Below are 24,669 nucleotides of genomic sequence, written 5' to 3' on the forward strand. Positions count from 1 at the left end.
GGCCGCCGAGACCTCCCTCTCCAGAAACCGGTTGGCCATGGGGTGCTCAAACCGCGCGCCATGGCCAACCGACTGCCTAGCATGCCAACAGCGTCCGTCGAGGCGCCTACATCGGGTGCGTCGGCGCTGGCGTGCCATCGGACCAGGTGCAGGCTCCCAGCAGGAGGACCGACAAAGGCGGGAGAGCATCGGTTTCGGCCGCGTGATCCGGCGTCGCGAACCAATAATTGCCGCCGAAGATCGGCGATCCAGCCGCGTTGGCGCCCCAATTGTTGCCATCCTTGAACGGGATGAAGAACATGACGTGCGGCATGTCGTGATCTCCCTCATCGGACAGGTAAGAGGATTTCGACATCATGTACGACATCGCGCCCGGCGCCAGCGGCGGAATCTCCTTGGTGCGTAGCGCGGTCTTGATGCGCTCCATGATCTCCGCATCGGTCCGGCCGGCAAGCGTCATGGCGGTGCGCAGTTTGGCGAGCGGCGCCATCGACTGCGCCGCCTGCGGGTTCTGGCATTCGGCGGCGCGGATCTTCGGGTTCCACCGTTCGGGCCAATCCGGCGCGCCGCTGAAACCGCGGGACACCATGCAGACAAAGCCGTTGCTGCCCGCGACGGCGGTTTCATAACCGGTGCGGGTCAGGACCAGAATGGTCGCATCCTTGGAAATCGGCTCAGGCGCGGCGCTTCTCGCCAGCGCGATTTCCTGGCCGCGGTCCATCAGATAGGCGCCGACAGGGGCCATGCGCGGATAGGATGCGGTCTGGTCCGCGGCGGTGCCGGCCGATACGGCGAACAAGGCCGGCGCGGTGACTATCAGCCTGGCCGCGAGCCTGGCCAGCGATCTCGTCGTCCTTTTCCAGGCCGCACTGAAGGAGCCGCTTGCATTGTCGCCGGCGCTTTTCGGGAACCTCATTGCACGCATCGTCCTGCCTCCTCGTTGACGCCGTCTCTTGAGGAGCGGCATTCGAACGACGAGCGAAGGAGTCGAAAATCGACATCTGCGTTGAAATTTTTTTCGCGGACGAAGCGTGCACAGGAATCTTGATATTACTCCGCCGACCGGACGGGGAGGTTGCTAAACCGACGGGTGCGGCCAGCTTTCCGATTCGCGGATCAGCTCGAGTTCGCGGCTGACGATCGATTGCAGCCGTTCGCACAGCGGAAGATAGTCGCGCCCGCGCAGCGCCTCCATTACGATCGACTGGCACAGCCCGCCGCCCAACGTCAGGATCAGATCGGCCAGTTCCGCGCGCGCGGCCTCACGGTCGGCGCCCGGTGCCCATGCCGTCAACGCCGCCACCAGCGCGCTCTTCACGCTCGCGCTGATGTCTTCCTGCAGCCGCGCGACGCGGGGATTGCGCGACGATTCGGCCATGATTTCGGGCATCAGCCGATAGCCTTCGACGTCCTCGTCATAAGTCACGAAGGCCAGAATCCACTGGCGGATCGCCGCCATGTCGCCGGCATCGATCGCGCGTTGCAGCGTGGCTTCGTCGAGGAATTGCGAGAGGTCGCGAAAGGCGATCGCGGCGATGATATCCTCTTTCGAGGAGAAATCGCGATAGATCTGGCCGACCTTGATTCCCGAGGCGACGGCGATCTGGGCCACGCCCGTTCCGTGGAATCCATTCTGGATGAAGAGGCGGCGCGACGTGTCGAGAATGTGCTGTCGGCGCTCCGCCGCCCGTCCGGCGGGGAGGGTTGGCAACAGCCCCCAACAGTCTAACATCGTCGACATTCCTCAATCCTTGGCTTGACTTGTATCAGTTGTTCGCAGTAGCAGCATTTCTGTGAGTGAGCGTTCACTCACATATCATAGCCCGGCGAGATTAGCATGTCATTTCTTCGTAACGCGCTTCCCGCGCTTGCTCTCGTGTCGCTTGCCGCCTGCGGGCAGGGCGGGCAACAGCCGCCGGGCCCAGGCGCGCCGCCGGTCGGATATGTGATCGTGAAAGAGCAGCCGGTGACGCTGACCACCGAGCTCCCCGGCCGTACCACGGCCTATGAAACCTCGGACGTACGGCCGCAGGTCAACGGAATCATCCTCGCCCGGTTGTTCCAGGAAGGCGACATGGTCGCCAAGGGCCAGGCGCTCTACCGGATCGATCCCGCGCCCTATCAGGCGCAAGTGGCGAATGCGCGGGCAGCGCTGGCCAAGGCGCAGGCGGCGATCGCGTCGAGCGCGGCGCTCGCGCGTCGTTATGGCGAGCTCGTCAAGATCAATGCGATTTCACGCCAGGATTACGAGAATGCGCTGACCAGTGCCGAACAGGCGCGCGCCGATGTCGCCGCCCAGCAGGCCGCGCTGCGCAGCGCCACGATCGATCTTGGCCGCACCACCATTCGCGCGCCGATCAGCGGGCGGATCGGCCGATCGGTCTACACCATTGGTGCGCTGGTCACCGCGTCGCAGGCGAATGCGCTGACCACGATCCAGCGGCTCGATCCAATGTATGTCGACATCCAGCAATCGAGCTCCGACCTGCTCAAGCTCAGGCAGCAGATCCTGTCGGGCCAGGTGGCGAGCGAAGGACTGGCGCGCGTCAAATTGAAGCTGGAGGACGGGTCGACCTACGGACCCGAAGGCACGCTGCGGTTCGCCGACGTGACGGTCGATCCCAATACGGGGTCGCAGACGATCCGCGCGCAATTCGCCAATCCCAACGGGCTGTTGCAGCCGGGCATGTATGCCCGCGCGCAACTGGCGCAGGGAACGCAGCTTCAGGGCATGCTGGTGCCGCAGCGCGGGGTCGGCCGTGACGAGCGCGGCAACGCGACCGCGCTGGTCGTTGGTCAGGGCAACAAGGTCGAGCCGCGCGTGATCAAGACTGAACGCGTCGTCGGCGATGCCTGGCTGGTCACCAGCGGACTCAAACCCGGCGACAAGGTGATCGTCGAAGGCGCGATGATGCTGCGCCCCGGCATGCCGGTCACGCCGCAGCCATGGAATCCAAACGCCAAGCCCGCTGCGCCGCAGCAGCCGGGCCAGGCTCAGGCGAAGTAACCGTCCATGTCACGTTTCTTCATCGACCGGCCGATCTTCGCCTGGGTGATCGCGATCGTCCTGATGCTGGCCGGCGTCATCGCGATCCGCTCATTGCCGATCGCGCAATTTCCGAGCATCGCGCCGCCCTCGATCTCGATCACCGCGACCTATCCGGGTGCGGACGCGCAGACGCTCGAGAATACGACGACCCAGATCATCGAGCAGCAGATGAAGGGGTTGGACCACCTTCGCTACTTCTCGTCCTCGTCCTCGTCGGCCGGCACCGTGACCATCACGCTGACCTTCGAACAGGGTACCAACCCGGACATCGCGCAGGTCCAGGTCCAGAACAAGCTGCAGGCGGCAACGCCGCTCCTTCCGCAGGAAGTTCAGCAGCAGGGCATCCAGGTCGCTAAGGCGACCCAGAATTTCCTGATGTTCATCGGTCTCTATTCGGAAAATGGCGCGCATGACGGCAAGGACCTTGCCGATATCGTCGCCTCGAAGGTGCAGGATCCGCTCAGCCGGGTTAACGGCGTCGGCGATACGCAATTGTTCGGCTCGCAATATGCGATGCGCATCTGGGTCGATCCGCTCAAGCTCAACAATTACGCGCTGACGATGACCGACGTGATGACCGCGGTCCGCGCGCAGAACGCGCAGGTCTCGGCCGGTCAGGTCGGCGGGTTGCCGGCGCCCAAGGAGCAGATGCTCAACGCGACCGTTTCGGTGCAGTCGCGCCTGAACACGCCCGAGCAATTCGCGCAGATCCGGCTGAAGAGCGGCGCCGATGGCTCGGTGGTGCGGCTGGGCGACGTCGCGCGGGTCGAACTGGGCGCGGAGAATTACGGCTTCAACGCGGAATATAACGGCAAGCCGGCGACCGGTATCGGCATCAAGCTGGCGCCGGGCGCCAATGCGCTGAGCACGGTGACCGCCGTCAAAGAGCAGGTCGATGCCGTCGCCAAGCAATTCCCGTCCGACGTAAAGGTCATCTACCCCTATGACACCACGCCGTTCGTGCGTCTGTCGGTGGAGCATGTCGTCGAGACGCTGATCGAGGCGGTCGTCCTCGTCTTCCTGGTGATGTTCCTGTTCCTCCAGAACTTCCGTGCCACATTGATCCCGACGATCGCCGTTCCGGTGGTGCTGCTGGGTACGTTCGGGGTGATGGCGCTGACCGGGTTCAGCATCAACACGCTGACCCTGTTTGGCATGGTGCTGGCGATCGGCCTGTTGGTCGACGACGCGATCGTCGTGGTCGAGAATGTCGAACGCCTGATCACCACCGAGGGATTGAGTCCCAAGGACGCCGCGCGCAAGTCGATGGATGAGATCAGCAGCGCGCTGGTCGGGATCGGCCTGGTCCTGTCGGCGGTGTTCCTGCCGATGGCGTTCTTTGGCGGATCGACCGGCGTGATCTATCGCCAATTCTCGCTCACGATCGTGTCGGCGATGGCGCTGTCAGTGATGGTCGCGTTGATCCTGACGCCCGCTTTGTGCGCCACCATTTTGAAGCCGCATGATCCGAACAAGGAAAAGGGCAATGGCCTGCTGGCGCGCTTCTTCCGTTGGTTCAACGACAAGTTCGAACGTGGCCAGGTCCGATACGAAAAAGGTGTGCGGTCGACCGCGCGCAGCTGGAAGCGCTCGATCCTGATCTACGCCTTGGTCGTAATCGGCATGGGGCTGCTGTTCTGGCGCTTGCCGACCGGCTTCCTGCCCGATGAAGATCAGGGTTATGTCATTGCCATTGTCCAGGGGCCGTCGGGTGCCACCGCCAGCCGCACCGCCAAGGGGCTGGATCTTGTCCGGGATCATTTCCTGCAGGAGGAGAAGGCGAACGTCGACGGCGTCTTCACTGTCAATGGATTCAGCTTCGCGGGCGCCGGCCAGAATAGCGGCATCGCCTGGATTCCGCTCAAGCCCTGGTCGGAACGCAAGGGCGGTCAGAACAGCGCGGCGGCTATCTCCGGCCGGGCGATGGGGACCTTTTCTCAGTATAACGACGGTCTGATCTTCGCGGTCGTGCCGCCCGCGGTCTCCGAACTCGGCAATGCGACCGGCTTTGATCTGCAATTGGTCGATACCGGCGCGATTGGACATGATCGGCTGATCCAGGCCCGCAACATGATGCTGGGCATGGCGTCTCAGGACAAAAGTCTGGTCGGCGTGCGGCCAAACTCGCTGGAGGACGCACCGCAGCTCAAGGTCGATATCGATCAGGACAAGGCGCGCGCGCTCGGGCTCGATCTCGGCGACGTGAACTCCACCATGGCCGCGGCGTGGGGCGGCTCTTATATCAACGACTTCATCGACCGCGGCCGCGTCAAGCGCGTCTACATTCAGGCCGACGAACCGTATCGGCTCAAACCCGATGATATCGGCAGCTTCTACGTGCGCTCGAGCAATGGTCAGATGGCGCCCTATACCGCTTTCTCGACGCTGAGCTGGGCGCAGGCCCCGGTGCAGCTGACTCGCTATAACGGCCAGCCGGCGATCGAAATCCAGGGGGCGCCCGCGCCAGGCGTGGCGTCCGGAGCCGCGATGAAGGCGATGGAGGATATCCACGCCAAACTCCCACCCGGCACCGCGCTCGAATGGACAGGCCTGTCCTATGAGGAGCGGTTGTCCGGCGGACAGGCGCCCGCGCTCTATGGGCTGTCGCTGCTGATCGTGTTCCTGTGCCTCGCCGCGCTCTACGAAAGCTGGTCGGTGCCGATCTCGGTCCTGCTGGTCGTCCCGCTCGGCGTTGTCGGCGCCTTGCTTGCTGCGACCATCACCGGGCTCAACAACGACATCTATCTTCAGGTCGGGCTGATCACGACGATCGGCGTGTCGGCGAAGAACGCGATCCTGATCGTCGAGTTCGCCGAGGAGAAGATGCGCGACGGGCTCAATGCGTTCGAGGCAGCGGTCGCGGCGGCCAAGCTGCGCCTGCGTCCGATCCTGATGACCAGCTTCGCCTTCATCTTCGGCGTGTTCCCGCTGGCGATCGCGGCGGGCGCGGGGGCGGGCGGGCAGCACGCCATCGGCCGCGCGGTCGTGGGCGGCATGCTGTCGGCCACCATCCTCGCCATCTTCTTCGTGCCGATGTTCTTCGTCGTGGTGCTGCGCCTGTTCGGCCGGCACGGCGAGCGCGATGCATCGACCGACCGTGATACCGATGCGGCCGCGCCGCAGGGAGCCTGATCCGTGACCGTTCGTCCCATCCTCGTCCTCCTGCTTGCCGGCAGTGCGCTGTCGGCCTGCAACCTCGCTCCTAAATATGTCCGGCCTTCGGGAGCTGTCCCGACCGCGCTGCCCGAAGGCGGTGTCTATCCGCGGGCCGCGACCGACGCGCCGGATGTGACCGCGATCGGCTGGCGCGACTTCTTCACCGACGACCGCCTGCGCCAGGTGATCCAGCTCGGCCTCGACAACAATCGTGACTTGCGGGTGGCCGCGGCCAACGTGCTCCAGGCGCGCGCGCAATATCGCGTCCAGCGTGCCGACATCCTGCCGAGCATCAGCGCCAACGGCTCGGCCACTTATACCAACAGCCTGGGCGCCGGGGCTGGCGGAGCAGGCGCGGGCGGCGGCGGTTCGTCGACCGACATCCAGTATTTCCAGGCCAATGTCGGCTTCTCCTCGTTCGAACTCGACCTGTTTGGGCGGCTGCGCAATCTGTCCAAGGCCGCGCTCGAACAATATTTCGCGACCGAGGAAGCGCAGCGCACGACGCGGATCAGCCTGATCTCGGAAATCGCCACGGCATGGCTGACGCTGGCGTCCGATCAGGAGCAATTGCGGCTGTCGCAGAGCACGCTCAAGACTTTCGAACAGACGCTCGAGCTGACGCGCGCGCAATTCCGCATCGGCGTCGCGTCCGAACTCGAATCGCGGCAGGCCGAGACCAATTACCAGGCGGCGCGCAATGATATCGCCACGCTCCAGACCAGGATCGCGCAGGATCAGAACGCGCTCAACCTGCTCGCCGGGACGACCGTCTCGGCCGATCTGTTGCCGGTGGCGCTCGGCGAAGGCCGCGTGACTCGCGACGCCTTGCCCGCCAACCTGTCGTCGGAGGTGCTGCTGCGGCGTCCGGACGTGCTCCAGGCCGAGCATCAGTTGATCGCGCAGAATGCCAATATCGGTGCGGCACGGGCGGCCTTTTTCCCGCGCATTTCGCTGACCGCGGCGCTGGGCACGATCAGCAGCGGGTTGACCGGACTGTTCGGGGCGGGGACCGGCACCTATAATGTTGCTCCATCGGTCGCGCTGCCGCTGTTCGACGCCGGCCGCAACAAGGGCAATCTCGATTATGCCAAGGCGTCGCAAAAGGCGGCCGTGGCGACGTACGAAAAGACCATTCAGACCGCTTTCCGCGAAGTCGCCGACGCGCTGGCGCAGCGTGGCACGATCGACGAGCAGGTTTCTGCCCAGACCGCGCGCGCCAATGCCGCGCAAGTGGCCGCCAAATTGTCCGACGCACGCTATCGCGCCGGCGTCGACAGCTTCCTGGTCGCGCTCGACGCGCAACGCACCGCTTACGCCGCGGAACAGCAATTGGTTACCACTCGCACGACCCGGTCGAGCAACCTGATCGAGTTATATCGGGCACTCGGCGGCGGCCTTCAGTGATCGATTAGATCGTCCGCTTGCCTTTTGACGCAATAAGCATAACCTCTTTCCAAAGATAAGGAGAGAGTGACGATGAAAGACGTCGAGTTTGTTGCTGGCGACAGCAGCGACAAGACCATGCTGATTCTGCAGAGTCTGCTGTGCGTATTGCGTGAAAAGAACCTGCTGACGCGCGCGGATATCGAGAATTTGTGCGACAAGGTGCAGGCAAGTGCCGCGGATCACGCGCAAAATCCGCTGCCATGCTGCGACGCGAGCGCGCTGGCAGCCGCGAACGAGATGGGCAAGATCGGCGATTATATCGGCCGGCGCTATGGCGGGAAGCACCGCCGGAATTGATTCGCGCCCCTAGCGCGCAATCACGGTAGCGGGGCACAGCGCCCTCCCGCGCCGTGCCCCGCCTCGCGCGGTGCGCCCCGGAGGCGTTGGGCGGTCTTCTACCGCGCGAGTCCGATGAGCGCCGTCGCGACATAGCCTGAGCTGGGCCCGCCGGTCAGCGCCGGAGTCTGCTGCGCGATCTGGCTGCTGCTATTGTCGCCGAAAACATTGTCCGACGACAGGCTGATACTGGCGAAGTTAGTCGCGCTCGACGGATAGGTCGTGGTGTCGGCATAGACCGAAGTGCACGCCGCCGTCGGCATCGCGAGCTGCGAGACGAGCGAGGCGTAATTGCCACCGATCGCATTCGACAGCGACGAGAAGATCTCGAAATGGATGTGCGGCCAGCGCCCCGAATAACAGCCGGGGAAGATCAGCGTGAAGGTGACCTGACCGCTGCTGTCGGTAACCTGGACGCCGCGCTGATAGCTCTCCGCCGGTGCTGTGTAGAGCGAGTAATTGCCCTGGCGGTCGCAACACCAGATGTAGACGGCATAGCCGGCGAGCGCCGCGCACGCCGCGTTGACGTTGACCACGGTGAGCGTGAGCGTGAGTTGGACGCCGGTCGCGGTGGTGGTGCTCGAGCCGAGGAAGCTCGAGCGGATGTCGCTCCTGACGATGCCGCTCGAGGTCAGGACGTTGCTGGTCGACCCTGACGAAGTGTTGGTGCCGTCGGCCGGGTAGGGGCCGTTGGTTTCGGTCGGGTCGACGATGCAGCTGCCGCTGGCGGTCGCCGTCGCGGTCGGCGTCGGCGTGGGTGTCGCGGTGGCGGTCGCGGTTGGTGTCGGTGTGGGAGTGGACGTCGTGGTCGTCGTGCTCGACGATCCGCTGCCTTCTCCACAGGCGGCGACGATCCCCGCCATGCTGGCACCGGCGAACCATTTGAGCGCACGGCGGCGCGCGACCAGTGCCTCCATCGCCTTCAGGTCTTCGGCCAGGCTGTGGCCATGATCGTCGTGATGGTCGTCGTGAGCGGGCATCGGTGAACTCCCCGTAAGATTGGGTCCGGATGCGCTGTCCGCCTCGCCGCGATATGTCGCCGCGTCGCGGAATTGTTTCGGCGTGTTTCAGCGGTCGACGGGAAGCGTCACCGTGGCACGCGCGCCGCCCTCGGCGCGGTTGGCGAGCGTAGCGTCGCCGCCATGCCGCCGTGCGATCGAGCGCACGATGGCGAGGCCGAGCCCGCTGCCTCCGGTGGCGCGGTTGCGCGACGGGTCGCCGCGGACGAACGGCTCGAACAGCCATTCGGCCTGGCTCGGGTCGATGCCCGGCCCGCGATCGTCGATATGGATGATCGCCATATCGCCGGTGATGCTCCAGTCGAGCGCAGCGCTGGTACCGTAGCGGGCGGCATTGTCGATCAGATTGGCGAACAACCGCCGCAACGCGGCCGGGTCCCCGCGGACGACCGCGCGCGGGCCGGGGGCGATCGTCACCGGAACGCCGGCGACAGTCATGTCCTCGACCAGGCTGTCGAGCAGACTGCCGAGATCGACTCGCGCATCGGCGCGCATATGCATTTCGTCACGGGCATAGCCGATTGCGGCGGCGATCATCGCGCGCATTTCGTCGACGTCGCTTTCAGCGCGGGCACGCGCATCGTCGGGCAATTGCTCGACCCAGAAAGCGAGTCGCGACAAGGGCGTGCCGAGGTCGTGGGCGATCGCCGCGAGCATCGCGGTGCGCCCTTCGGCGTGGCCGGCAAGCCGTGCGTGCATCGCCGTCAGCGCCTCGCCAAGCTGGGCCACTTCGCGTGGCGCCCGAGCGGGAAGTGCCGCCAGCGGAGCACCGGCGTGCGCTCGGGATGCCGCGGTGGCGAGCTCGCGCAGGGGCCGCGAGATGGCGCGCGCGATCAGCCAGCCCAACACCGACAGGCCGGCGAGCAGCCCCGCCATCGTCGCCAGCGTGACCCAATGCCAGCGGCTGAGGAATGACGGCGGCGGGGTGAGCGCAATCCGCCAGACGCCGTTCAGCCGCGCGCCCGCGACGAAGGGAGCGGATATGCCGTCGGGTGGGGCGTCGTGACCAGGATCACGATAGATCACTGCGTCGCTCTCCGGCACGCCGAGTTCCCGTGCGAGCTGATGCGAGAAGATCGGATCGCGCTGCTCGCGCGCATGCGGGCGCGGCGGTTCCTGGCTGGTCACGACGTTGAGCTGCCATTCGGCCATCGCGGCGGGCGCATTGCCGCCGCGCAGCAAGGCGGCGATCGAGGCAACGGGCTGAGGCGCCGGCCTGGCGGGCGGGCCGGAAAAAGTGACCGCGAACAGCGCGATCGTCGCGACCGCAACCGACGCCACGACCAGAGCGAGGATGGGGACGACGATCGATTGGCGCCTGGCGGACTCGAGGCTAACGGCGGTCGACATCGGCGCCGAACAGATAGCCTTCGTTGCGGACGGTGCGGATCAACTCGTCCTCGTTCGCGCGCGACAGCTTGCGGCGCAGACGGCTGATCTGGACGTCGATCGCCCGGTCGAAATGCTCGGCATTCACTCCGCGCGACAGATCGAGCAGCTGATCGCGGGTCAGCACGCGACGCGGGCGCTCGACAAAGGTCAGTAGCAGGCGGAACTCGCCATCGGACAGGTTGATCAACACATTCTCGGGATCGACCAGTTCGCGCGCCACTGGATCGAGCTGCCATCCTGCGAATCGGTAAAGCGTGCGCCCGTCGCGCGGCCGTATTTCGCCTCCTTGCGCCTTCCGCCGGAGCACCGAGCGCACGCGCGCCAGCAATTCACGCGGATTGGCTGGCTTGGCGAGATAGTCGTCCGCGCCCATTTCGAGACCGACGACGCGGTCGATGTCGGTGCCGACCACCGAGACGATGATCACCGGCGGCGCGGTCGCGGGGTCGAGGCTGCGCAGGATGGTAAGCCCGTCCTCTCCCGGCATCATCACGTCGAGCACGACCAGGCCATAATCGCCGACGGCCATCGCCGCGCGCATTTCCGCGCCATTGCCCGCAGTGTCGACGACATAGCCGTGCCCCGACAGGAACGCGGCGGTCAGCTCGCGAATGCCGGGATCGTCGTCGACGATGAGAAGGCGGGTCTGCAAATCCACTCTGGGCGCGGTCAAAAGCATTCGTCTCGGGTGCGGGCGAAGCGTATCCGCCACATTGCATCGCTGCAACATTGGCGGATTGGCGGCGACCTGTGACGCAGATGCAACAGCGCGATTGGCTTGCGTTTTGCCCGACCCGCTGTTAGGAGCCGCGCCTTCACGCCCGGACTTTGTCTGGGGCGGCCATAATCATTTGATCTGGAGTTGACGGGTTTTATGCAAATCATCGTGCGCGATAACAATGTCGATCAGGCGCTTCGGGCTCTCAAGAAGAAGCTCCAGCGCGAAGGCGTGTATCGCGAGATGAAGCTGCGCCGCCATTACGAGAAGCCCAGCGAGAAGCGTGCGCGCGAGCGTGCCGCCGCCGTCCGCCGCGCGCGTAAGCTCGAGCGTAAGCGGATGGAGCGCGACGGGGCCAAGTAAGGCCTTTATCGTCGTGTTGCATGGGGGCTTGCGAGCCGCGGCCCCCGGACCTACCGAGAACAGCGTGTCCCGGCCGCGGTCGTACGCGGCCTTCCCGTCGAGGCTTGCTCCCATGTCCGTGACCGCCGTTCCCCTGCAGCCCGTCAAGCGCAGCTATATCTGGCTGCTGTGGATCGGCATTGCCGTCGCCGTAATCGGCGCGTTCCTGCTCGCGCGACAGGGCGATGATTTCCTGGCGCGCAACGCGCGGGCTTCCGGTGTGATCACGACAGCGTCCGGGTTGCAGTACAAAGTGATCACGCCCGGCAAGGGTGCGCACCCGACCGATGCCGACGTGGCGCTAGTCAATTACGAAGGCAAGCTGCTCGACGGGAAGACGTTCGACAAATCCCAGCAGCCTACTCCGATGCCGATCAAGGGCGTCGTGCCTGGCTTCAGCGAAGCGTTGAAGCTGATGAGCAAGGGCGCGAAATATCACGTCTGGATTCCTGCCAAGCTCGGCTATGGCGAGAAGGGTGCTGGACCGATCCCGGCCAACGCGACCCTGGCGTTCGACATCGAGCTGATCGATTTCTTGCCGCAATCGGTGGTCGAACAATATCAGCGGCAGATGCAGATGATGAACGGCGGCGGCGCCGGCGGCATGGGCGGGCCCGGCGGTGCGCCTGGCGGTGCCGGTGGTCCGCCCCCGGGCGGCGGCGAGAGCCTCGTCCCTCCTCCAGGACAGTGAAAAGATAAAACATGGCTGACACGATTGCTCCCAAGGCGCCCGCAAAGGCGCCGCTCGATCCGCGCGCGAAGCGCGTCCTGTGGCTGGGCATCGTGCTCGCTGTGCTGGGCGCCGGCGCGTTGCTGTTCAGCATGTTCATGTGGTGGGGCGGCAGCGCGCGCGACTCGCTGTCGATGACGTTCAATTCGTGGTCACCGGGGGTGAAGACCACCGCGTCGGGGCTGCAGTACAAGGTGCTGACCCCGGGCAAGGGCAAGAACCCGACCGACACGGACGTCGCGCTGGTCAATTACGAAGGCAAATTGCTCGACGGCACGACCTTCGACAAGTCGCAGCAGCCGACCCCGATGCCGATCAAGGGCGTCGTCCCGGGCTTCAGCGAAGCGCTCAAGCTGATGAGCAAGGGCGCGAAGTTCCGCGTCTGGATCCCGGCCAAGCTCGGTTATGGCGACAAGGGCGCGGGGCCGATCCCGGCCAATGCGACTTTGGTGTTCGACATCGAACTGATCGATTTCATCCCGCTTGCACAATATCAGCAGATCATGATGCAGCAGCAGCAGATGATGCAGAGCATGGGCGGTGCTGGCGGCGCGGGCGGCCCTTCGGGAGCCGGTGGTCCTCCGGGAGCTGGTGGCACGGTTCCGGGCGGCGAGCCCGCCCCGGCGCCTGCCGCGCCGACGGGCAAGTAGGCGACAGCGCCATGGGCCTGAAGGTTGCGGCGGCTTGCCTGATCGGCGCGACGGCGATCACTATCGGCGCCATGCCCGTGCTCGCAAAGAAGGTGCCGGTTGCCAAACGGGCGACAGCCGCCAAGCGGGCTGCTGCCGCCAAGGCGCCGGTGGCCCCGCTCTCGCCCGAGGACGCCTTTCTCGCCAAGAACCGCAAGCTGCGCGGCGTGATCCAGACTGCGTCGGGCGTGCAATATCGCGTGATCAAGCCGGCGACCGGCGCGCACCCGACCGATACGGATGTCGCTTTGGTCAATTACGAGGGCAAGCTGGTCGACGGCACGAGTTTCGACAAATCGACCCAGCCGACGCCGATGCCGGTTTCGGGGGTGGTGCCGGGCTTCAGCGAAGCGCTGAAGCTGATGGCCAAGGGCGAGACGCTGCGCGTGTGGATCCCGTCGCGCCTGGCTTATGGCCCTGAGGATCAGCGCGACGAGCAGGGGAAGGTGGTAATTCCCGGCAAGTCGACCCTGGTGTTCGACATCGAACTGATCGACTTCCAGCCGCAATCCTGATCGCGGCAGCAGCCCGAGCCAAGGCTCGGTGAGTGCGCGTTGTTTCCCGGTTTCTTTCCGCAAGACGTGGCGGTCAAGCCTCCACAGGCGCGATGCGCCGAGCCAACACTCGCTGGCCGACAAGCGCGATCGACAAAGCGGCAGTCGCTGCGCCTGCCGACACCAGAAAGCCGCTGCGGGCGCCGAACGCATCGACCACCCAGCCCGACAGGAAAGCGCCGAGCGCCATCCCGATGCCGATGCCCGTCGTCACCCAGGTCACGCCTTCGGTCAGAACTCCCGGTGGAACGCGCCGCTCGACCAGACCGAACGCCGTGATGAAGGTCGGCGAAACCGCAACACCACTCAATAGGATCGCCGCGGCCAGCGTCGGTACGGAATTCGCCAGCAGCAACGGCAATGTCGTGACCAATAGTGCGACCAGCACCACGAGCAGCTGCCTGTGCAGCGGCAGCGTGCGCTTCAATGCGCCGATGACGACCCCGACGACGAATGACCCCGCCGCATACAGGCCGATGACCAGGCTGGCGGCGCCGGGTTGGCCGAGGTCGCGGGTAAGCGCGACGGTGCTAACCTCCGCGGTCGCGAAGATCGCGCCGACGAAGACCAGGATCAGGGTGATGATCTGCACGGGCGGCAAGAAGATCGCGGAAACGTTTCGACCGGAATCGGCGGAGCGCGCCGGCGGTTCGGTGCGCCGTTGCAGGACGAATGCCGTCGTCCCGACAGCGAGAAGCAGGGTCGAGACCAGGATGCCGGCTTCGGGAAACAGCGCGACGCTCAACCCCACCGACAGCGATGCTCCGGCGATATAAACCAGTTCGTCGGCCGCCGACTCGAACGCGAAGGCGGTGTTGAGCTCAGGGCGGTCGCGGAACAATTCGGTCCATCGGGCGCGGACCATCGCCGACATGCTGGGCATGACGGCGGCTGGCAATGCAGCGGCGAACAGGGTCCAGGCCGGCCAGTTCCGATGCGCGGCGATCATCAGCACGACGAAGGCCAGGACCGATATCGTCGTGGTCGGGACGATCAGGCGGAATTGCCCGAGCCGGTCGACCAGTCGCGAAATTTGCGGTGCGATGGCGGCGTTGGTGAGCGTTACCGTCGCCGCGACTGCGCCGGCCAGCCAATATTCGCCGCGCAGTTCGGACAGCATCGTGACGATGCCGATCGGAACCATGGCCACCGGGAGCCGGGCGATGAACGCGGCCGCGGCGAAGCCCTTCGTTCCGCGAACGCGAAAGATCGCTCCGTAGGGATTGGTCATGGTTGAAATCTTCCCATCGGCGGCATCGCTTCCCGAGTCGTTCGAAACCTTCAAGGAGCAGGGAAGAGGCTCGCGTCGTGCGGCGCGAGCCTCCTTTTTCCCCTTCGACTTGATCGGGTTCTTACTATCCCGCGCAGTCGCACCTGCATATCGCGCACTTGCATTGCGATCGATCCGGGAGCATCGGCGGCGGGCAAGGAGGTGGCGATGACTGCCGCTGAGACTGCCTTGCTGCTTGCCCGGATCCAGTTCGGGTTCACCGTCAGCTTTCATTTCATTTTCCCCAGTTTCTCGATCGGTCTGGCGAGTTACCTGATGGTGCTCGAAGGGCTGTGGCTGCGCACGGGAAAGCCGGTCTATCTCGACCTGTTCCGGTTCTGGGTGAAGATCTTCGCCGTCGCGTTCGCCATGGGCGTCGTGTCGGGAATCGTCATGTCCTACCAGTTCGGGACCAACTGGTCGGTCTTCTCGGACAGAGCAGGGCCGGTGATCGGACCGCTGATGGCTTATGAAGTGCTGACCGCCTTCTTCCTCGAAGCCGGCTTCCTGGGTGTGATGCTGTTCGGGATGAAGCGCGTGGGCAAGACGCTGCACTTCGCCGCGACCTGCATGGTCGCGCTCGGTACCTTCATCTCCGCCTTCTGGATCCTCAGCGTCAACAGCTGGATGCAGACGCCGACCGGGTTCGCGATGAACGCGCAAGGGCAGTTCGTCGTTGCCGGATCCTGGGCGGCGGTGATCTTCAACCCGAGCTTTCCGTACCGGTTGGTGCATACGGTGATCGCGGCGTATCTGACGACGTCGTTGGTGGTGGGGGCGTGCGGGGCCTGGCATTTGCTGCGGGACGCTGCCGGACGCCGCGGCAAAGCCGCGCCGTCGGACGAGCCTGGCGGCTCGCCGGCCGCCGCAGCGAGTCCTGGAGCGACTTCGTCGCTCCAGGCTGCTCGCACCATGTTTAGTATGGCGATGTGGATGGCTGCGCTCGTCGCGCCGGTACAGATTTTGGCCGGCGACCAACAGGGTCTCAACACGCTCGAGCACCAGCCGGCCAAGGTGCTGGCGATGGAAGGCGATTTCGATCCGAGCCCGAACGGCGCGCCATTGGTGCTGTTCGGCCTACCCTCCAACGCCGATGGCAAGGTCCATTACAAGGTCGAGATCCCCTATGCGGGCTCGCTGATCCTGAAGCATGATCCCCATGCGCCGCTGCAGGGGCTGAAGGATTTCCCGCGCGATCAATGGGCGCCGGTGGCGGTGGTGTTCTGGTCGTTCCGGGTGATGGTCGGGCTGGGCCTCGCCATGCTCGGGTTGGGGCTGTGGAGCCTGGTCGCGCGGATGCGGCGCAAGCTGTACGATTGGACGTGGCTCCACCGGGCGGCGCTGGTGATGGGGCCTTCCGGCTTCGTCGCGGTGATAGCGGGCTGGATCACGACCGAGGTCGGGCGCCAGCCCTGGACGATCTATGGCCTGCTCAGGACCAGCCAGTCGGCATCGCCGCTGGCGACTCCCGCCGTCGCGACGTCGCTGGCGGCGTTCGTCATCGTCTATTTCGCGGTGTTCGGGATCGGCGTCTGGTACATCCTGAAGCTGATGCAGAAGGGCCCCGAGGCGCACGAACCCGAATTGCCCGACGCGCCGATCAGGACCGCCGGGATCACCCCCGCCGCGCAGATGGGAGGCGAATCATGACCGTCGATCCCACGCTCGCTTATATCTGGGCGTTCGTCATCGCGTTCGCGGTGTTCATGTACGTCGTGATGGACGGATTCGACCTGGGCATTGGCATCCTGTTCCCGGCGTTCGGCGTCGGCGAGGAGCGCGATCAGGCAATGAACGCGATCGCGCCGGTATGGGACGGTAACGAAACCTGGCTGGTGCTGGGCGGCGGCGGGCTGATGGCGGCGTTCCCGCTCGCCTTCGCGATCCTGATGCCGGCAATGTATCCGCCGATCATCGCGATGCTGCTCGGCCTGGTATTTCGCGGTGTCGCGTTCGAGTTCCGCTGGCGCGATCCGCGGCACCGCGCCTTTTGGGATTTCGCGTTTACCGCGGGATCGGTCACCGCGGCGATGGCGCAGGGGATCGTGCTCGGTGCGCTGCTCCAGGGCGTGCAGGTAACTGGCCGCGCTTATGGCGGCGGCTGGCTCGACTGGCTGTCGCCCTTCTCGCTGCTGACCGGCGTCGGGACGGTCGCGGCTTATGCGCTGCTCGGCAGTTGCTGGCTGATCTTCAAGACCGAGGGCGGGACGCAAGCGCATGCCTATCGGCTGGCGAAAATCGCCGGAGTCGCGGCGGCGCTGGCGGTGATCGCGGTGAGCGCGGCCACGCCGTTCCTAGAGCATCGCTATTACCAGCGCTGGTTCACCTTTCCGAACGTGCTGGTCGCAGCACAAGTGCCGTTGGTGGTAGCCGTCCTGTCGCTTGCTTTCTGGTGGGCATTGCTCAGGAGGAAGGAATTGCTGCCGTTCCTGCTGACACTCGGTCTCTATCTGCTCTGCTTCATCGGGTTGGGGATCAGCATGTTTCCCGACATCGTGCCCGGATCGGTGTCGATCGTGCAGGCGGCGTCGCCAGCGATCAGCCAGACCTTCATGCTGATCGGCACCGCGATCATGGTGCCGCTGATCCTGACCTACACCGCCTGGTCCTATTGGGTGTTCCGCGGCAAGGTTGGCGACTCGGCGGGTTATCATTGATGCCTGACGAAGCCGGTCCATTATGGAAACGTCTCGGCTGGATGGCGGCGATCTGGGCGGCTAGCGTCGCGGCGTTGGCCGTGGTGGCGATGGCGATTCGTAGTGTTCTGCACGCTTGATCGCCAGTCGCGCTTGGGCCAGTGAAAGCCGGGTAGCGGAGAGGTGACAATGCCGGACGGAATACTGGTTCTCGAGGATTTCGCGCCGCATGTCGGCACAGCCTTCACGCTCCCGGGGAGCGAGGAATCGGCACCGATCGACTTCACGCTGACCGGGGCGACGGCGCTCAGCAACCGCGCTTATCCGGGACAAGTCCGCGCACCGTTCCAGCTGTTTTTCCGGGTCGCGGCGCAGGACGTCTATCCGCAAGGCACGTATCGCCTGACCCATCCAACGATGGGTGAGCACGACATTTTCCTGGTGCCTGCAGCCAGCACCGATGCGGGGGTCGATTATTGCGCGACCTTCAACTGACGCCGTCGGGCGCCCAGTCCATTTCCAGATAGACATCCTCTTCGCGGACCACCGTGAAGCCCAGCCGGTCGTAGAGCGATTTGGCCGGATTGATGCGTTCGACGAAGATATCGACGCCCTTGCCCCGCGCGCGGGCATAATCCTGGATCGCGGTGAGCAACGCGGTGCCGATACCGCCGTCGCGGCTGCCAGGCATCAACGCGATGTCGATGATGTGAACGCGGGTCTCGCGTTCGTCGAGATAGAGGCGCCCGATCGGCTTGCCGTCGAGTTCAATGATGTCGAACGCGGTGTCGGGGAAATGGCTGTAATAATGTTTACGCTGCGCGCCGAACTGGTGGATCAGGAAGCCGCGCTTCTGATCCTCGGTCCATGGCACGAGGGCCAGTTCATCGGCACGACTGGCGGCAAAGACTTGCATCAGAAAGGGGAGGTCAGCATCGGTTTCCGGACGCAGCGCGAGGCCTCGGGACAGCAAAGCCTCCGGCAGCACGAATGCCGGAGGCCCTTGGATATCGGTCATGGAAGGCTCGGTCAGTTGCGTGCCGGGAAAACGCCCTGCAGCGCGATGATGAAGCTTACCGCGAGATAGGGCTGCATGTTGTTGTGCGGCAGCGACCCGCCGGCCATCGTGATCGTTTGCGGCGCGAGGTTGAGCCCGCCGGTACCCAGCGCGGCGGCATAAAGCTTGTTGGGCCCCGAATTAGTGAACAATGTGTTGCTCGCCGGCGTTTCGCCGGGGTTCGAGTTGAGGATTACTGCCCCCGAAATAGGATGGGTATGAGCCGGCAAGTTGCCCGTGGTCAGCGTGACGTTGGGCTCGCCCGCCATCTCCCCCAGGGAGACGGGGTCGATACCGGCTCCATTGCCCTGATGCACCGGCGCGCGCCCTTGCATGTTGGGAAGCGCGAAAGTCGTTGTACCATTGCCGCCATAGGTCGTGCCGAGCAGCGAGAACAACGCCGTGTTCTGCGAGATCGCCACGATCTGGCCGTTGCACAGGGCGTAGCCCTTGGGGGCGAAGTTGCCGCCGAACATCTTGATTTCGGCGATGTAGGGTGACGCCATCTCTCATCCTTCCTGAATCAAATTGAGCATCAATTCCGGGAGGGGAAGATCCCCTGCAGCGAGATGATGAACGTTATAACCAGATAGGGCATCATATTGTCGTGCGGCAGGTTGTTGCCCACGTTGCCGATGATACCCGCGAGCATCGGCTTCAGATCGCCTGCGACCGGAGTCTTGGTCGGATCGGTATAAAGCTGTGCTGAATTGCCGCCAACGGCCTGTTTCGGCCGGCACGGCATCAAGTTCGCCGCCGGCGCATCGTTGGTCGGATCGACATTGTTGGCGACCGGCAGGTGCTGGTGCTGCGGCATCGTGTTGGTCGTCAGCGTCACGCTGTTGGTGCCCGACGACTCTCCGATCACGCGGTTGGTCAATCCCGGCCCCTGGCCCTGATTGATCGGAACGCGTCCCTGCAGATTGGGGAGGGCGAACGTGTTGACGCCGTCGCCGCCATAAGTGGTGCCAAGCAGCGAGAACAGCGCGCTGTTCTGCGCGATTGACACGAGCTGGCCGTTGCACATCGCAAAGTTAAGTGGCGCGAAGTTGCCGCCGAACATCTTGATTTCGCCGAGGAAGGGAGTCGACATAATAGCCTCTCAATAGCGACGGTCCGTGGAGCCGATCAGTTGCGCGACGGGTAGATACCGGACATGGCAATGCAGATATTGAGCGCCAGATAGGGCTGCATATTGTTGTGCGGCTGCGAGCCGCCCGCCGGCGGCATGCTGAGCGGGTTGAGATTGACGTAGGACGAATTGGGCGCGTTGAACGCCGCGAAATAATCGACCGCCTGCGCATCGACGTCGTCCGCGAAGACGCCGAGATTGACCGGTATCTTGGTCGCGGCGGCCGTGGTTGCAGCGAACGTGTGATTGTGGGTAGGCATTTCAGTCTGGAGCAGGAGGTGGTTTTCCTCGCCGCCAGACTGTCCCTGGCTCACGGGAGGAAGACCTGCACCCGTTCCCCAATGAATCGGCGTGCGTCCCCGCAAGTCGGGGAGGGCGAAGGTCGTCTGCCCGTTGCCGCCATAAGTTGTGCCGAGGAGCGAGAACAGCGCGGTGTTCTGCGCAATCGACACGATCTGACCGCTACACGTCGCCCAGCCCTTCGGCGCGAAGTTGAATCCGAAGATCCGGATTTCCGCAAGGTATTGGTCCGACATGTTCCGGCCTCTCGCTTTTATTCGGTACGCGGGGGGCAAGCGAGTCGATGCTCTTTCCCCCCGGCGGCATCTGTTACGATCATTAGGGGGCTTTTTCGGGGATTTCTAGCTGACCAAGCAAAAAAATTAGCTCAGGAACGGCAGCGACCTATAAAATTGGTTCAAAATGGTGTGTAATTTCTTTGCCGAAATGTCGTCCGACTTGACCGAACGTCCAGACTCAGCGAAATAAGGATCGATTGATTGCGGCGCGGCCGCATACTGTCATTCGGGGGATTTTCGCGATGTCATCTGTCCACCAAATCTCGTTCCAGCCCGGCGAGGCAACCGAGCGCAAGCGTTGGGAAACGCCGACCGTGATCGTTGGATCGGCCCGGCGCGAGACGCTTTCGAATGCGAATACCGGTGTTCCCGACGGCACCTATGGGGGAACGTCGAGCTACGGCTCGTAACGCCATTCGCCATCATCGATTGCTGCGGTCGAGCCAGGCGAGAAACCGCGCAGTCGTCAGCGCCTTCATTGCGAAGACCAGCCGGATGCGGTCGCTCATCCTTTCTTCGGATGCTCCACGGCGAATCATGGCGGCGACCGCCGGCACGTCGACATATCGCGTTACCGTCTCGTCATCCCGCAATTCGTCCAACGCAGCGAGCATCGCCGGCGTGGCTTGAATGTCCATCGCGATCAGATCGGGCTGCTCTCGGTCGTTGCCCGGCATTCGTGCGATCAGCGCTTTGGGCAGGACATCGGCGAATGCCCTACGCGCGAGCCAACGCTCGCGGCCCTCGCGGAACAACAGCCGGTCTGGCAGTGCGCATCCCAGTTCGACTACGCGCATGTCGTGAAAAGGGCGCGAAAGATCGAGGTCCGCCGTCATCGCGCCATAATTGCTGCCCGCACCATTAACCGATGCGCGACGGCAGGCCTCTAGCCAACGTTCCCGTCCAGTCGGCCCGGGGCGAAAGCCATCGCGCAGCTGGCGGGAATCGACCGCGCCATCGGCAAAGGCGCGCAACGCGAAATCACGCCGCACCCCGCGGCGGCGCCAGGCCGGCACGAAACCGTTGATCCCGCGACGCCACAACATGCGGACCGATTGCGGAACCAGCGCGCCCAATACGTCGCGCCCGATCACCCGGATCGGCGACCAGCCGGTGAAGCGCATCCGCGCGCGGAACTCGCGGGCGAATCGGCCAAGCTCGCCGCCGCGCAGAATAGCGCCGAGCATCGCTTGGTCATAAGCGTTGACCGTATAGTCGCCGCCATGGCCGTCGAGGATGAGCCGCGATCCTGCGCTACGCGCCATTTCGCCGATACGGCGACGGACGATGCTGGGCGGGTGCAAGCGAAAGGTGCGGTCGAAACTGGCCTCGAGATCGTCATAGGCTGTTTCGTTCCCGCGCACGTAGAAATGCAGGTCGAGTCCGGGTCGGCCGCGAAACGCCTCTACCGCCGGGCGAGCGCTGCGCCGTGGGTCGCCTTCCGGCAATACCGAGGCAAGGCAGGTGAGCGTCCAGCCGCGCGCCGCGACTAGAGGGCCCGCGATTGCCGCAATGGTGCCGCTGTCGAAGCCGCCGCTGAACAGCAGCGAGGGCGAGTCGATCAGCCGGCGTAGCCGGCATGCCACGGCTTCTTCGATCGTCGCGCGATAGGCAGCGAGATAGTAAGCGTCGTCACGATCGAGATGTTGGGGCGCTGCCTGGGGCTGCCAATAACGGTTGACCTGCACCGCACCGTCGGGCGCGAGACGCAGTGTGGTGCCGCCGGGCAAAACGTGAATACCGGTGAAGATCAGGTCGCCCTCTATCCGTTCGGTCGACTTCAACAGACGGCGGGCGAGTTCGTCCTCATTGAGTTGACGCGGCACGCCGTCGGCGGCGAACAGCCCAACGAGTTCGGTCGCGAACGCCAGGAAGCCGTCACCGAGGTGATAATGGATGACCCGTTGGCCCATATGATCGCGGCCGAGCAGCAAGGTACGGTTGATCCGGTCCCAGATCGCGAAGGCGAAGTCGCCGAGCAGATGCGCCGCGCAATCATTGCCCCAGCGCCGCCAGGCGGCGAGCAGCATCTCGCTGTCGGGCAAGGCCGAGAGATCACCATCGGCGATGCCCAACTTGGCGGCGAGTTCCTCGCGATTATCGAGCCGGAGGTCGGCTACCAGTATCGCGTCGCGCGCGACGATCGGTTGCGCTTCATGCACGTCCTCACGATTGACGCGCATCAGGCAGTGACCGAGCGCGAGGCGGCCGAACTCGACCGTCTCGACGCCATCGGCGCCACGGTGTCGCATCGCGTTCGCCATGCGTTCGATGCTGCGCGGCGCGACGTCGGCGCCGTCGAACCGGATGATGCCGCAGATTGCGCTCATATGTTGGCCGCCGTCATCGCGACTTCGGTGCGGTCGAAGACGGCGGGCTCATGCGCTTTCGTCGATGCGGACCGCATTGTGTTGGCCGAGCGTGGCGAGGAAGGAGTCAACCTCCGCGCGGCACGTAGCGGCGTCGACGTCATATTCACCGACCAGCGCGTCGCACAGCGATTCGATTGTCTGGGGGGTCTCGATCAATTCCCAGATACGCGCGCCGACCGCCGACAGGCCGATATAATTGCCCTTGGCCGCGCTCATCATCACCAGTTCGTCGCCTACTTTCGCGGCCAGCCAGTCGCCGTCCCGATGGATCATCATTGTCACTCTTTCTCCGCGGTCGACCGGCTATAACCCAGTCGGTTCATCATGATGCCATGATCGCGTTCGATTCGGGCGATTTGATCGTGCGTCAGGTCGTCGCGCCACCCGCCGGCGATGCCGCGGCGGAAGAAACTCTGCGCCTTGCGCGGAGCCTCGCGAAAGCCGCTTTCGGCCTCTTGGCGCTGCAATTCGTCGATCGAGGCAAACGCGATCGCGCGCTCGAGTCGTACCGGATCGGGTTCGACACCGGCGAAACGCAATGCGGCGAGCGCGGTCGCCGCGGTATCGGCGAGCATGTCTTCGTACCGGACCAGGTGGACCGGGATGTCGTGCTGGTCGAGCCAGCTTTCGGCGAACCCGCTCCAGCCGAGCAGGCGCTGGCGGAACTGGCGGTCGAGCCGGTCGGTGGCCGAGGCGAAGCAGAAATCGCGGTCGCCCATGCGGTCGATAGCGACGTCCACCGAACAATGCATGTGATTGGCGAACGACGTCGCGACGTCGCGCGGATCACGGACGAACAGGATCGTGCCGGCCGCGCCGCGCGCACCGGCCATGATCGGCTCGCCCCGATCGGTCAGCGTATAGGCGTCATGCGTCTTGACGAAGCGGACCGGGAAACACGGACTATCGGGATCCGCCAGCGTTTCGCCCGCGGCGGCATAGGCATAAGCGGTGGGGCGCAGCCGGTCGATCTCCTCGCTGGTCAGCAGCGCCGAATCGATCAGCGTCTGCTGGTCGAATGGGTTGCGCCCGCTGGCGATCGAATCGGTGCTGTCGATCACGTTGATGTCGACCGGCGTGTCGCGTTTCGACCACAAATTCGCGACCAGAATGCGGAACCAGGTGTTGCCCGACTTCGGATAGGAAGCCAGCCAGATCGTCGGGATCACGGTGCCGCATCCCCCAGTCCGATATCGGCCCAGTGCGTCCGCAGCATCGCGATCGTCGCCGGCATCTCATCGAACCCGAATTGCCGCTTCAGCCGGAAAATGCCCGAGGTCGCGGCGAGGGCGGCGGCGGCACGGAAATAGATTTCCCGCTGATCCAGCCGATGGACGAGCAACGGCCGATAGGCGTTGGCGACGAGCAACCTGGTCGCATCGACGATGTTGGGCCGTTCGATATCCGGCTCTTGCTGCCCGCGTATCTCCAGCAGCGCATAGACCGCGCCGATCGGCACCGCGGCATCGCTGGCGGTCACGGGTTCGACATAGAATTTGCGCAGTCGATTGCGCATCGGATCGCCGCGCCGATCGCCGAGGCCAAGCTCGTTGATGCTCTTTTCCCAAAGCCGAAGTTGACGGCCATCGGCCTGGATTCGGGGAATGCCGTCATTGCCGATCTCGATCGCGCATTGGTCGTCGGCGACGAGTGAATAGCCCTGTTCGCCGAGCGCCGCAGCCAAGGTCGACTTGCCCGCGCCGGACTGTCCGCAAAACAGCACTGCCTTGCCGCCGACCAGCACCGCACTGGCATGGAGCACGATATGATTGCGCTGGTGGAGGAGTACGCCGAACACGCTGCCCGAAAGGAATACCGCGACGTCTTGCAGTTCGGCGTCACCCTCCACTTCGAAGGCGATCGAATGCCCCCCTTCGAGTAGAAAACGCGCGACATGCGGGATATGCATCAGGAACTGCTCGTCGGCACGCTGCCAGGTCGGACCGATCGCGCTCGCGCCATCGAGTGACTTGGGTACGGCTGCGCGGCGAATCGTCACGTCAGGGGTGCCGTCCGGGTCGCCCGGAATCAGACCGGGAAGGTCCACTTCACTGGCGACTTCAAGCCCCGATACGCGATACGAATACATCGCATCCCCCCGCGATTGCGGACCGGGCATACGAAGGACGG

Annotated in this window: 27 protein-coding genes; 13 read left to right on the forward strand and 14 right to left on the reverse strand. The window is 64.5% G+C overall.

The window, feature by feature from the left end; all coding sequences use genetic code 11:
• Nucleotides 1-106: 106 nt before the first annotated feature.
• Together AC1DQQ_RS01900 and AC1DQQ_RS01905 are read right to left on the reverse strand one after the other, a co-directional pair.
• Nucleotides 107-925 carry a hypothetical protein gene (locus AC1DQQ_RS01900; RefSeq protein ID WP_478040187.1) on the reverse strand — a complete coding sequence of 273 codons (819 nt, stop codon included), beginning with the start codon at nucleotides 923-925 and terminating at the stop codon, nucleotides 107-109.
• Between the two features lie 153 nt (nucleotides 926-1,078).
• Nucleotides 1,079-1,741: a TetR/AcrR family transcriptional regulator gene (locus AC1DQQ_RS01905; protein WP_478040189.1), complete on the reverse strand. Its 663-nt coding sequence runs from the start codon at nucleotides 1,739-1,741 to the stop codon at nucleotides 1,079-1,081.
• A gap of 96 nt (nucleotides 1,742-1,837) precedes the next feature.
• Here AC1DQQ_RS01905 and AC1DQQ_RS01910 point away from each other — a divergent pair, with 96 nt between their 5' ends.
• The 4 genes from AC1DQQ_RS01910 to AC1DQQ_RS01925 all read left to right on the forward strand — a co-directional run bounded on the left by AC1DQQ_RS01910 (nucleotide 1,838) and on the right by AC1DQQ_RS01925 (nucleotide 7,951).
• The gene (locus AC1DQQ_RS01910; protein ID WP_478040190.1) at nucleotides 1,838-3,007 is read left to right on the forward strand and encodes an efflux RND transporter periplasmic adaptor subunit; all 1,170 of its coding nucleotides are present in this window, start codon (nucleotides 1,838-1,840) and stop codon (nucleotides 3,005-3,007) included.
• 6 nt (nucleotides 3,008-3,013) lie between these two features.
• Nucleotides 3,014-6,181: an efflux RND transporter permease subunit gene (locus AC1DQQ_RS01915; RefSeq protein ID WP_478040192.1), complete on the forward strand. Its 3,168-nt coding sequence runs from the start codon at nucleotides 3,014-3,016 to the stop codon at nucleotides 6,179-6,181.
• Between the two features lie 3 nt (nucleotides 6,182-6,184).
• Entirely contained in the window at nucleotides 6,185-7,612 is a 1,428-nt protein-coding gene (locus AC1DQQ_RS01920) for an efflux transporter outer membrane subunit (RefSeq protein ID WP_478040194.1), read from the forward strand.
• A gap of 72 nt (nucleotides 7,613-7,684) precedes the next feature.
• Nucleotides 7,685-7,951 carry a hypothetical protein gene (locus AC1DQQ_RS01925; RefSeq protein WP_066807197.1) on the forward strand — a complete coding sequence of 89 codons (267 nt, stop codon included), beginning with the start codon at nucleotides 7,685-7,687 and terminating at the stop codon, nucleotides 7,949-7,951.
• Nucleotides 7,952-8,049: 98 nt separating this feature from the next.
• On the opposite strand, the gene AC1DQQ_RS01930 is transcribed toward AC1DQQ_RS01925, so the two are convergent.
• The 3 genes from AC1DQQ_RS01930 to AC1DQQ_RS01940 form a co-directional block, all read right to left on the reverse strand.
• Nucleotides 8,050-8,970 carry a peptidase associated/transthyretin-like domain-containing protein gene (locus AC1DQQ_RS01930; RefSeq protein ID WP_478044128.1) on the reverse strand — a complete coding sequence of 307 codons (921 nt, stop codon included), beginning with the start codon at nucleotides 8,968-8,970 and terminating at the stop codon, nucleotides 8,050-8,052.
• An 87-nt stretch (nucleotides 8,971-9,057) separates the two neighbouring features.
• Complete coding sequence (locus AC1DQQ_RS01935; RefSeq protein WP_478044129.1) at nucleotides 9,058-10,359, reverse strand: sensor histidine kinase; 1,302 nt, start codon at nucleotides 10,357-10,359, stop codon at nucleotides 9,058-9,060.
• Nucleotides 10,343-11,080, reverse strand: a complete 738-nt coding sequence (locus tag AC1DQQ_RS01940; protein ID WP_478044130.1) for a response regulator — start codon at nucleotides 11,078-11,080, stop codon at nucleotides 10,343-10,345. Before AC1DQQ_RS01940 ends, AC1DQQ_RS01935 begins: the two co-directional genes overlap by 17 nt.
• A gap of 195 nt (nucleotides 11,081-11,275) precedes the next feature.
• On the opposite strand from AC1DQQ_RS01940, the gene rpsU reads away from it, so the two are divergent.
• The 4 genes from rpsU (at nucleotide 11,276) to AC1DQQ_RS01960 (ending at nucleotide 13,455) form a co-directional block, all read left to right on the forward strand.
• Complete coding sequence (rpsU, locus tag AC1DQQ_RS01945) at nucleotides 11,276-11,482, forward strand: 30S ribosomal protein S21 (RefSeq protein WP_056428702.1); 207 nt, start codon at nucleotides 11,276-11,278, stop codon at nucleotides 11,480-11,482.
• 112 nt (nucleotides 11,483-11,594) lie between these two features.
• Nucleotides 11,595-12,212: an FKBP-type peptidyl-prolyl cis-trans isomerase gene (locus AC1DQQ_RS01950; RefSeq protein WP_478027938.1), complete on the forward strand. Its 618-nt coding sequence runs from the start codon at nucleotides 11,595-11,597 to the stop codon at nucleotides 12,210-12,212.
• 11 nt (nucleotides 12,213-12,223) lie between these two features.
• Complete coding sequence (locus AC1DQQ_RS01955) at nucleotides 12,224-12,901, forward strand: FKBP-type peptidyl-prolyl cis-trans isomerase (protein ID WP_478027940.1); 678 nt, start codon at nucleotides 12,224-12,226, stop codon at nucleotides 12,899-12,901.
• A gap of 11 nt (nucleotides 12,902-12,912) precedes the next feature.
• Nucleotides 12,913-13,455 carry an FKBP-type peptidyl-prolyl cis-trans isomerase gene (locus AC1DQQ_RS01960; RefSeq protein ID WP_478027941.1) on the forward strand — a complete coding sequence of 181 codons (543 nt, stop codon included), beginning with the start codon at nucleotides 12,913-12,915 and terminating at the stop codon, nucleotides 13,453-13,455.
• A 73-nt stretch (nucleotides 13,456-13,528) separates the two neighbouring features.
• Here the strand turns inward: AC1DQQ_RS01960 and AC1DQQ_RS01965 are convergent, their stop codons facing one another.
• Nucleotides 13,529-14,725, reverse strand: a complete 1,197-nt coding sequence (locus tag AC1DQQ_RS01965; RefSeq protein ID WP_478027943.1) for an MFS transporter — start codon at nucleotides 14,723-14,725, stop codon at nucleotides 13,529-13,531.
• 207 nt (nucleotides 14,726-14,932) lie between these two features.
• Between AC1DQQ_RS01965 and AC1DQQ_RS01970 the strand changes: the two genes are divergently transcribed.
• Genes AC1DQQ_RS01970 through AC1DQQ_RS01985 form a run of 4 tightly spaced genes read left to right on the forward strand, consistent with a single transcriptional unit; the run spans nucleotide 14,933 to nucleotide 17,895 of the window.
• Entirely contained in the window at nucleotides 14,933-16,414 is a 1,482-nt protein-coding gene (locus AC1DQQ_RS01970; RefSeq protein WP_478027945.1) for a cytochrome ubiquinol oxidase subunit I, read from the forward strand.
• A complete protein-coding gene (gene cydB / locus AC1DQQ_RS01975; RefSeq protein ID WP_478027946.1) occupies nucleotides 16,411-17,421 on the forward strand; it encodes a cytochrome d ubiquinol oxidase subunit II in 1,011 nt (336 codons plus the stop codon). Before AC1DQQ_RS01970 ends, cydB begins: the two co-directional genes overlap by 4 nt.
• Nucleotides 17,421-17,540, forward strand: coding sequence for a DUF2474 family protein (locus AC1DQQ_RS01980; protein WP_478027948.1), 120 nt, complete (start codon nucleotides 17,421-17,423; stop codon nucleotides 17,538-17,540). The genes cydB and AC1DQQ_RS01980 overlap by 1 nt, the downstream gene beginning before the upstream one ends.
• 49 nt (nucleotides 17,541-17,589) lie before the next feature.
• Complete coding sequence (locus tag AC1DQQ_RS01985) at nucleotides 17,590-17,895, forward strand: DUF6916 family protein (RefSeq protein ID WP_478027949.1); 306 nt, start codon at nucleotides 17,590-17,592, stop codon at nucleotides 17,893-17,895.
• Here the strand turns inward: AC1DQQ_RS01985 and AC1DQQ_RS01990 are convergent.
• Genes AC1DQQ_RS01990 through AC1DQQ_RS02005 form a run of 4 tightly spaced genes read right to left on the reverse strand, consistent with a single transcriptional unit; the run spans nucleotide 17,888 to nucleotide 20,125 of the window.
• Entirely contained in the window at nucleotides 17,888-18,418 is a 531-nt protein-coding gene (locus AC1DQQ_RS01990) for a GNAT family N-acetyltransferase (protein ID WP_478027951.1), read from the reverse strand. The two genes, AC1DQQ_RS01985 and AC1DQQ_RS01990, sit on opposite strands and share 8 nt — an antisense overlap.
• An 11-nt stretch (nucleotides 18,419-18,429) precedes the next feature.
• Nucleotides 18,430-18,963: a phage tail protein gene (locus AC1DQQ_RS01995; RefSeq protein WP_478040217.1), complete on the reverse strand. Its 534-nt coding sequence runs from the start codon at nucleotides 18,961-18,963 to the stop codon at nucleotides 18,430-18,432.
• A 29-nt stretch (nucleotides 18,964-18,992) separates the two neighbouring features.
• Nucleotides 18,993-19,550 (reverse strand): phage tail protein, encoded by a 558-nt coding sequence (locus AC1DQQ_RS02000; RefSeq protein WP_478040218.1) that lies wholly within the window; start codon nucleotides 19,548-19,550, stop codon nucleotides 18,993-18,995.
• 35 nt (nucleotides 19,551-19,585) lie between these two features.
• Entirely contained in the window at nucleotides 19,586-20,125 is a 540-nt protein-coding gene (locus AC1DQQ_RS02005; protein WP_478040220.1) for a phage tail protein, read from the reverse strand.
• A gap of 284 nt (nucleotides 20,126-20,409) precedes the next feature.
• Here AC1DQQ_RS02005 and AC1DQQ_RS02010 point away from each other — a divergent pair, with 284 nt between their 5' ends.
• The gene (locus AC1DQQ_RS02010) at nucleotides 20,410-20,577 is read left to right on the forward strand and encodes a hypothetical protein (RefSeq protein ID WP_478040221.1); all 168 of its coding nucleotides are present in this window, start codon (nucleotides 20,410-20,412) and stop codon (nucleotides 20,575-20,577) included.
• 12 nt (nucleotides 20,578-20,589) lie between these two features.
• On the opposite strand, the gene AC1DQQ_RS02015 is transcribed toward AC1DQQ_RS02010, so the two are convergent.
• From AC1DQQ_RS02015 to AC1DQQ_RS02030, 4 genes are read right to left on the reverse strand one after another with little or no spacing between them, the layout of a single operon-like run.
• Nucleotides 20,590-22,497 (reverse strand): asparagine synthase-related protein, encoded by a 1,908-nt coding sequence (locus AC1DQQ_RS02015; RefSeq protein ID WP_478040223.1) that lies wholly within the window; start codon nucleotides 22,495-22,497, stop codon nucleotides 20,590-20,592.
• 48 nt (nucleotides 22,498-22,545) lie between these two features.
• Nucleotides 22,546-22,815 carry a PqqD family peptide modification chaperone gene (locus AC1DQQ_RS02020; RefSeq protein WP_478043517.1) on the reverse strand — a complete coding sequence of 90 codons (270 nt, stop codon included), beginning with the start codon at nucleotides 22,813-22,815 and terminating at the stop codon, nucleotides 22,546-22,548.
• A gap of 2 nt (nucleotides 22,816-22,817) precedes the next feature.
• Entirely contained in the window at nucleotides 22,818-23,708 is an 891-nt protein-coding gene (locus AC1DQQ_RS02025) for a sulfotransferase domain-containing protein (RefSeq protein WP_478040227.1), read from the reverse strand.
• Nucleotides 23,705-24,628: a hypothetical protein gene (locus AC1DQQ_RS02030; RefSeq protein WP_478040229.1), complete on the reverse strand. Its 924-nt coding sequence runs from the start codon at nucleotides 24,626-24,628 to the stop codon at nucleotides 23,705-23,707. The genes AC1DQQ_RS02025 and AC1DQQ_RS02030 overlap by 4 nt, the downstream gene beginning before the upstream one ends.
• Between the last annotated feature and the right edge of the window lie 41 nt (nucleotides 24,629-24,669).

This window comes from Sphingomonas sp. P4_G3 (assembly GCF_056401105.1).

What these genes read in the sequence shown, in the direction of transcription:
- AC1DQQ_RS02015 (WP_478040223.1), bottom strand. Translation starts at nt 22,497, where the DNA reads ATGAGCGCAATCTGCGGCATCATCCGGTTCGACGGCGCCGACGTCGCG.
- AC1DQQ_RS01950 (WP_478027938.1), top strand. Translation starts at nt 11,595, where the DNA reads ATGTCCGTGACCGCCGTTCCCCTGCAGCCCGTCAAGCGCAGCTATATC.
- AC1DQQ_RS01960 (WP_478027941.1), top strand. Translation starts at nt 12,913, where the DNA reads ATGGGCCTGAAGGTTGCGGCGGCTTGCCTGATCGGCGCGACGGCGATC.
- AC1DQQ_RS02010 (WP_478040221.1), top strand. Translation starts at nt 20,410, where the DNA reads ATGTCATCTGTCCACCAAATCTCGTTCCAGCCCGGCGAGGCAACCGAG.
- AC1DQQ_RS01925 (WP_066807197.1), top strand. Translation starts at nt 7,685, where the DNA reads ATGAAAGACGTCGAGTTTGTTGCTGGCGACAGCAGCGACAAGACCATG.
- AC1DQQ_RS01985 (WP_478027949.1), top strand. Translation starts at nt 17,590, where the DNA reads ATGCCGGACGGAATACTGGTTCTCGAGGATTTCGCGCCGCATGTCGGC.
- AC1DQQ_RS01935 (WP_478044129.1), bottom strand. Translation starts at nt 10,359, where the DNA reads ATGTCGACCGCCGTTAGCCTCGAGTCCGCCAGGCGCCAATCGATCGTC.
- AC1DQQ_RS02020 (WP_478043517.1), bottom strand. Translation starts at nt 22,815, where the DNA reads ATGATGATCCATCGGGACGGCGACTGGCTGGCCGCGAAAGTAGGCGAC.
- AC1DQQ_RS01990 (WP_478027951.1), bottom strand. Translation starts at nt 18,418, where the DNA reads ATGACCGATATCCAAGGGCCTCCGGCATTCGTGCTGCCGGAGGCTTTG.
- AC1DQQ_RS01955 (WP_478027940.1), top strand. Translation starts at nt 12,224, where the DNA reads ATGGCTGACACGATTGCTCCCAAGGCGCCCGCAAAGGCGCCGCTCGAT.
- AC1DQQ_RS02030 (WP_478040229.1), bottom strand. Translation starts at nt 24,628, where the DNA reads ATGTATTCGTATCGCGTATCGGGGCTTGAAGTCGCCAGTGAAGTGGAC.
- AC1DQQ_RS01995 (WP_478040217.1), bottom strand. Translation starts at nt 18,963, where the DNA reads ATGGCGTCACCCTACATCGCCGAAATCAAGATGTTCGGCGGCAACTTC.
- AC1DQQ_RS02005 (WP_478040220.1), bottom strand. Translation starts at nt 20,125, where the DNA reads ATGTCGGACCAATACCTTGCGGAAATCCGGATCTTCGGATTCAACTTC.
- AC1DQQ_RS01915 (WP_478040192.1), top strand. Translation starts at nt 3,014, where the DNA reads ATGTCACGTTTCTTCATCGACCGGCCGATCTTCGCCTGGGTGATCGCG.
- AC1DQQ_RS01900 (WP_478040187.1), bottom strand. Translation starts at nt 925, where the DNA reads ATGCGTGCAATGAGGTTCCCGAAAAGCGCCGGCGACAATGCAAGCGGC.
- AC1DQQ_RS01910 (WP_478040190.1), top strand. Translation starts at nt 1,838, where the DNA reads ATGTCATTTCTTCGTAACGCGCTTCCCGCGCTTGCTCTCGTGTCGCTT.
- AC1DQQ_RS02000 (WP_478040218.1), bottom strand. Translation starts at nt 19,550, where the DNA reads ATGTCGACTCCCTTCCTCGGCGAAATCAAGATGTTCGGCGGCAACTTC.
- cydB (WP_478027946.1), top strand. Translation starts at nt 16,411, where the DNA reads ATGACCGTCGATCCCACGCTCGCTTATATCTGGGCGTTCGTCATCGCG.
- AC1DQQ_RS01965 (WP_478027943.1), bottom strand. Translation starts at nt 14,725, where the DNA reads ATGACCAATCCCTACGGAGCGATCTTTCGCGTTCGCGGAACGAAGGGC.
- AC1DQQ_RS01940 (WP_478044130.1), bottom strand. Translation starts at nt 11,080, where the DNA reads ATGCTTTTGACCGCGCCCAGAGTGGATTTGCAGACCCGCCTTCTCATC.
- AC1DQQ_RS01905 (WP_478040189.1), bottom strand. Translation starts at nt 1,741, where the DNA reads ATGTCGACGATGTTAGACTGTTGGGGGCTGTTGCCAACCCTCCCCGCC.
- rpsU (WP_056428702.1), top strand. Translation starts at nt 11,276, where the DNA reads ATGCAAATCATCGTGCGCGATAACAATGTCGATCAGGCGCTTCGGGCT.
- AC1DQQ_RS01970 (WP_478027945.1), top strand. Translation starts at nt 14,933, where the DNA reads ATGACTGCCGCTGAGACTGCCTTGCTGCTTGCCCGGATCCAGTTCGGG.
- AC1DQQ_RS01980 (WP_478027948.1), top strand. Translation starts at nt 17,421, where the DNA reads ATGCCTGACGAAGCCGGTCCATTATGGAAACGTCTCGGCTGGATGGCG.
- AC1DQQ_RS01930 (WP_478044128.1), bottom strand. Translation starts at nt 8,970, where the DNA reads ATGCCCGCTCACGACGACCATCACGACGATCATGGCCACAGCCTGGCC.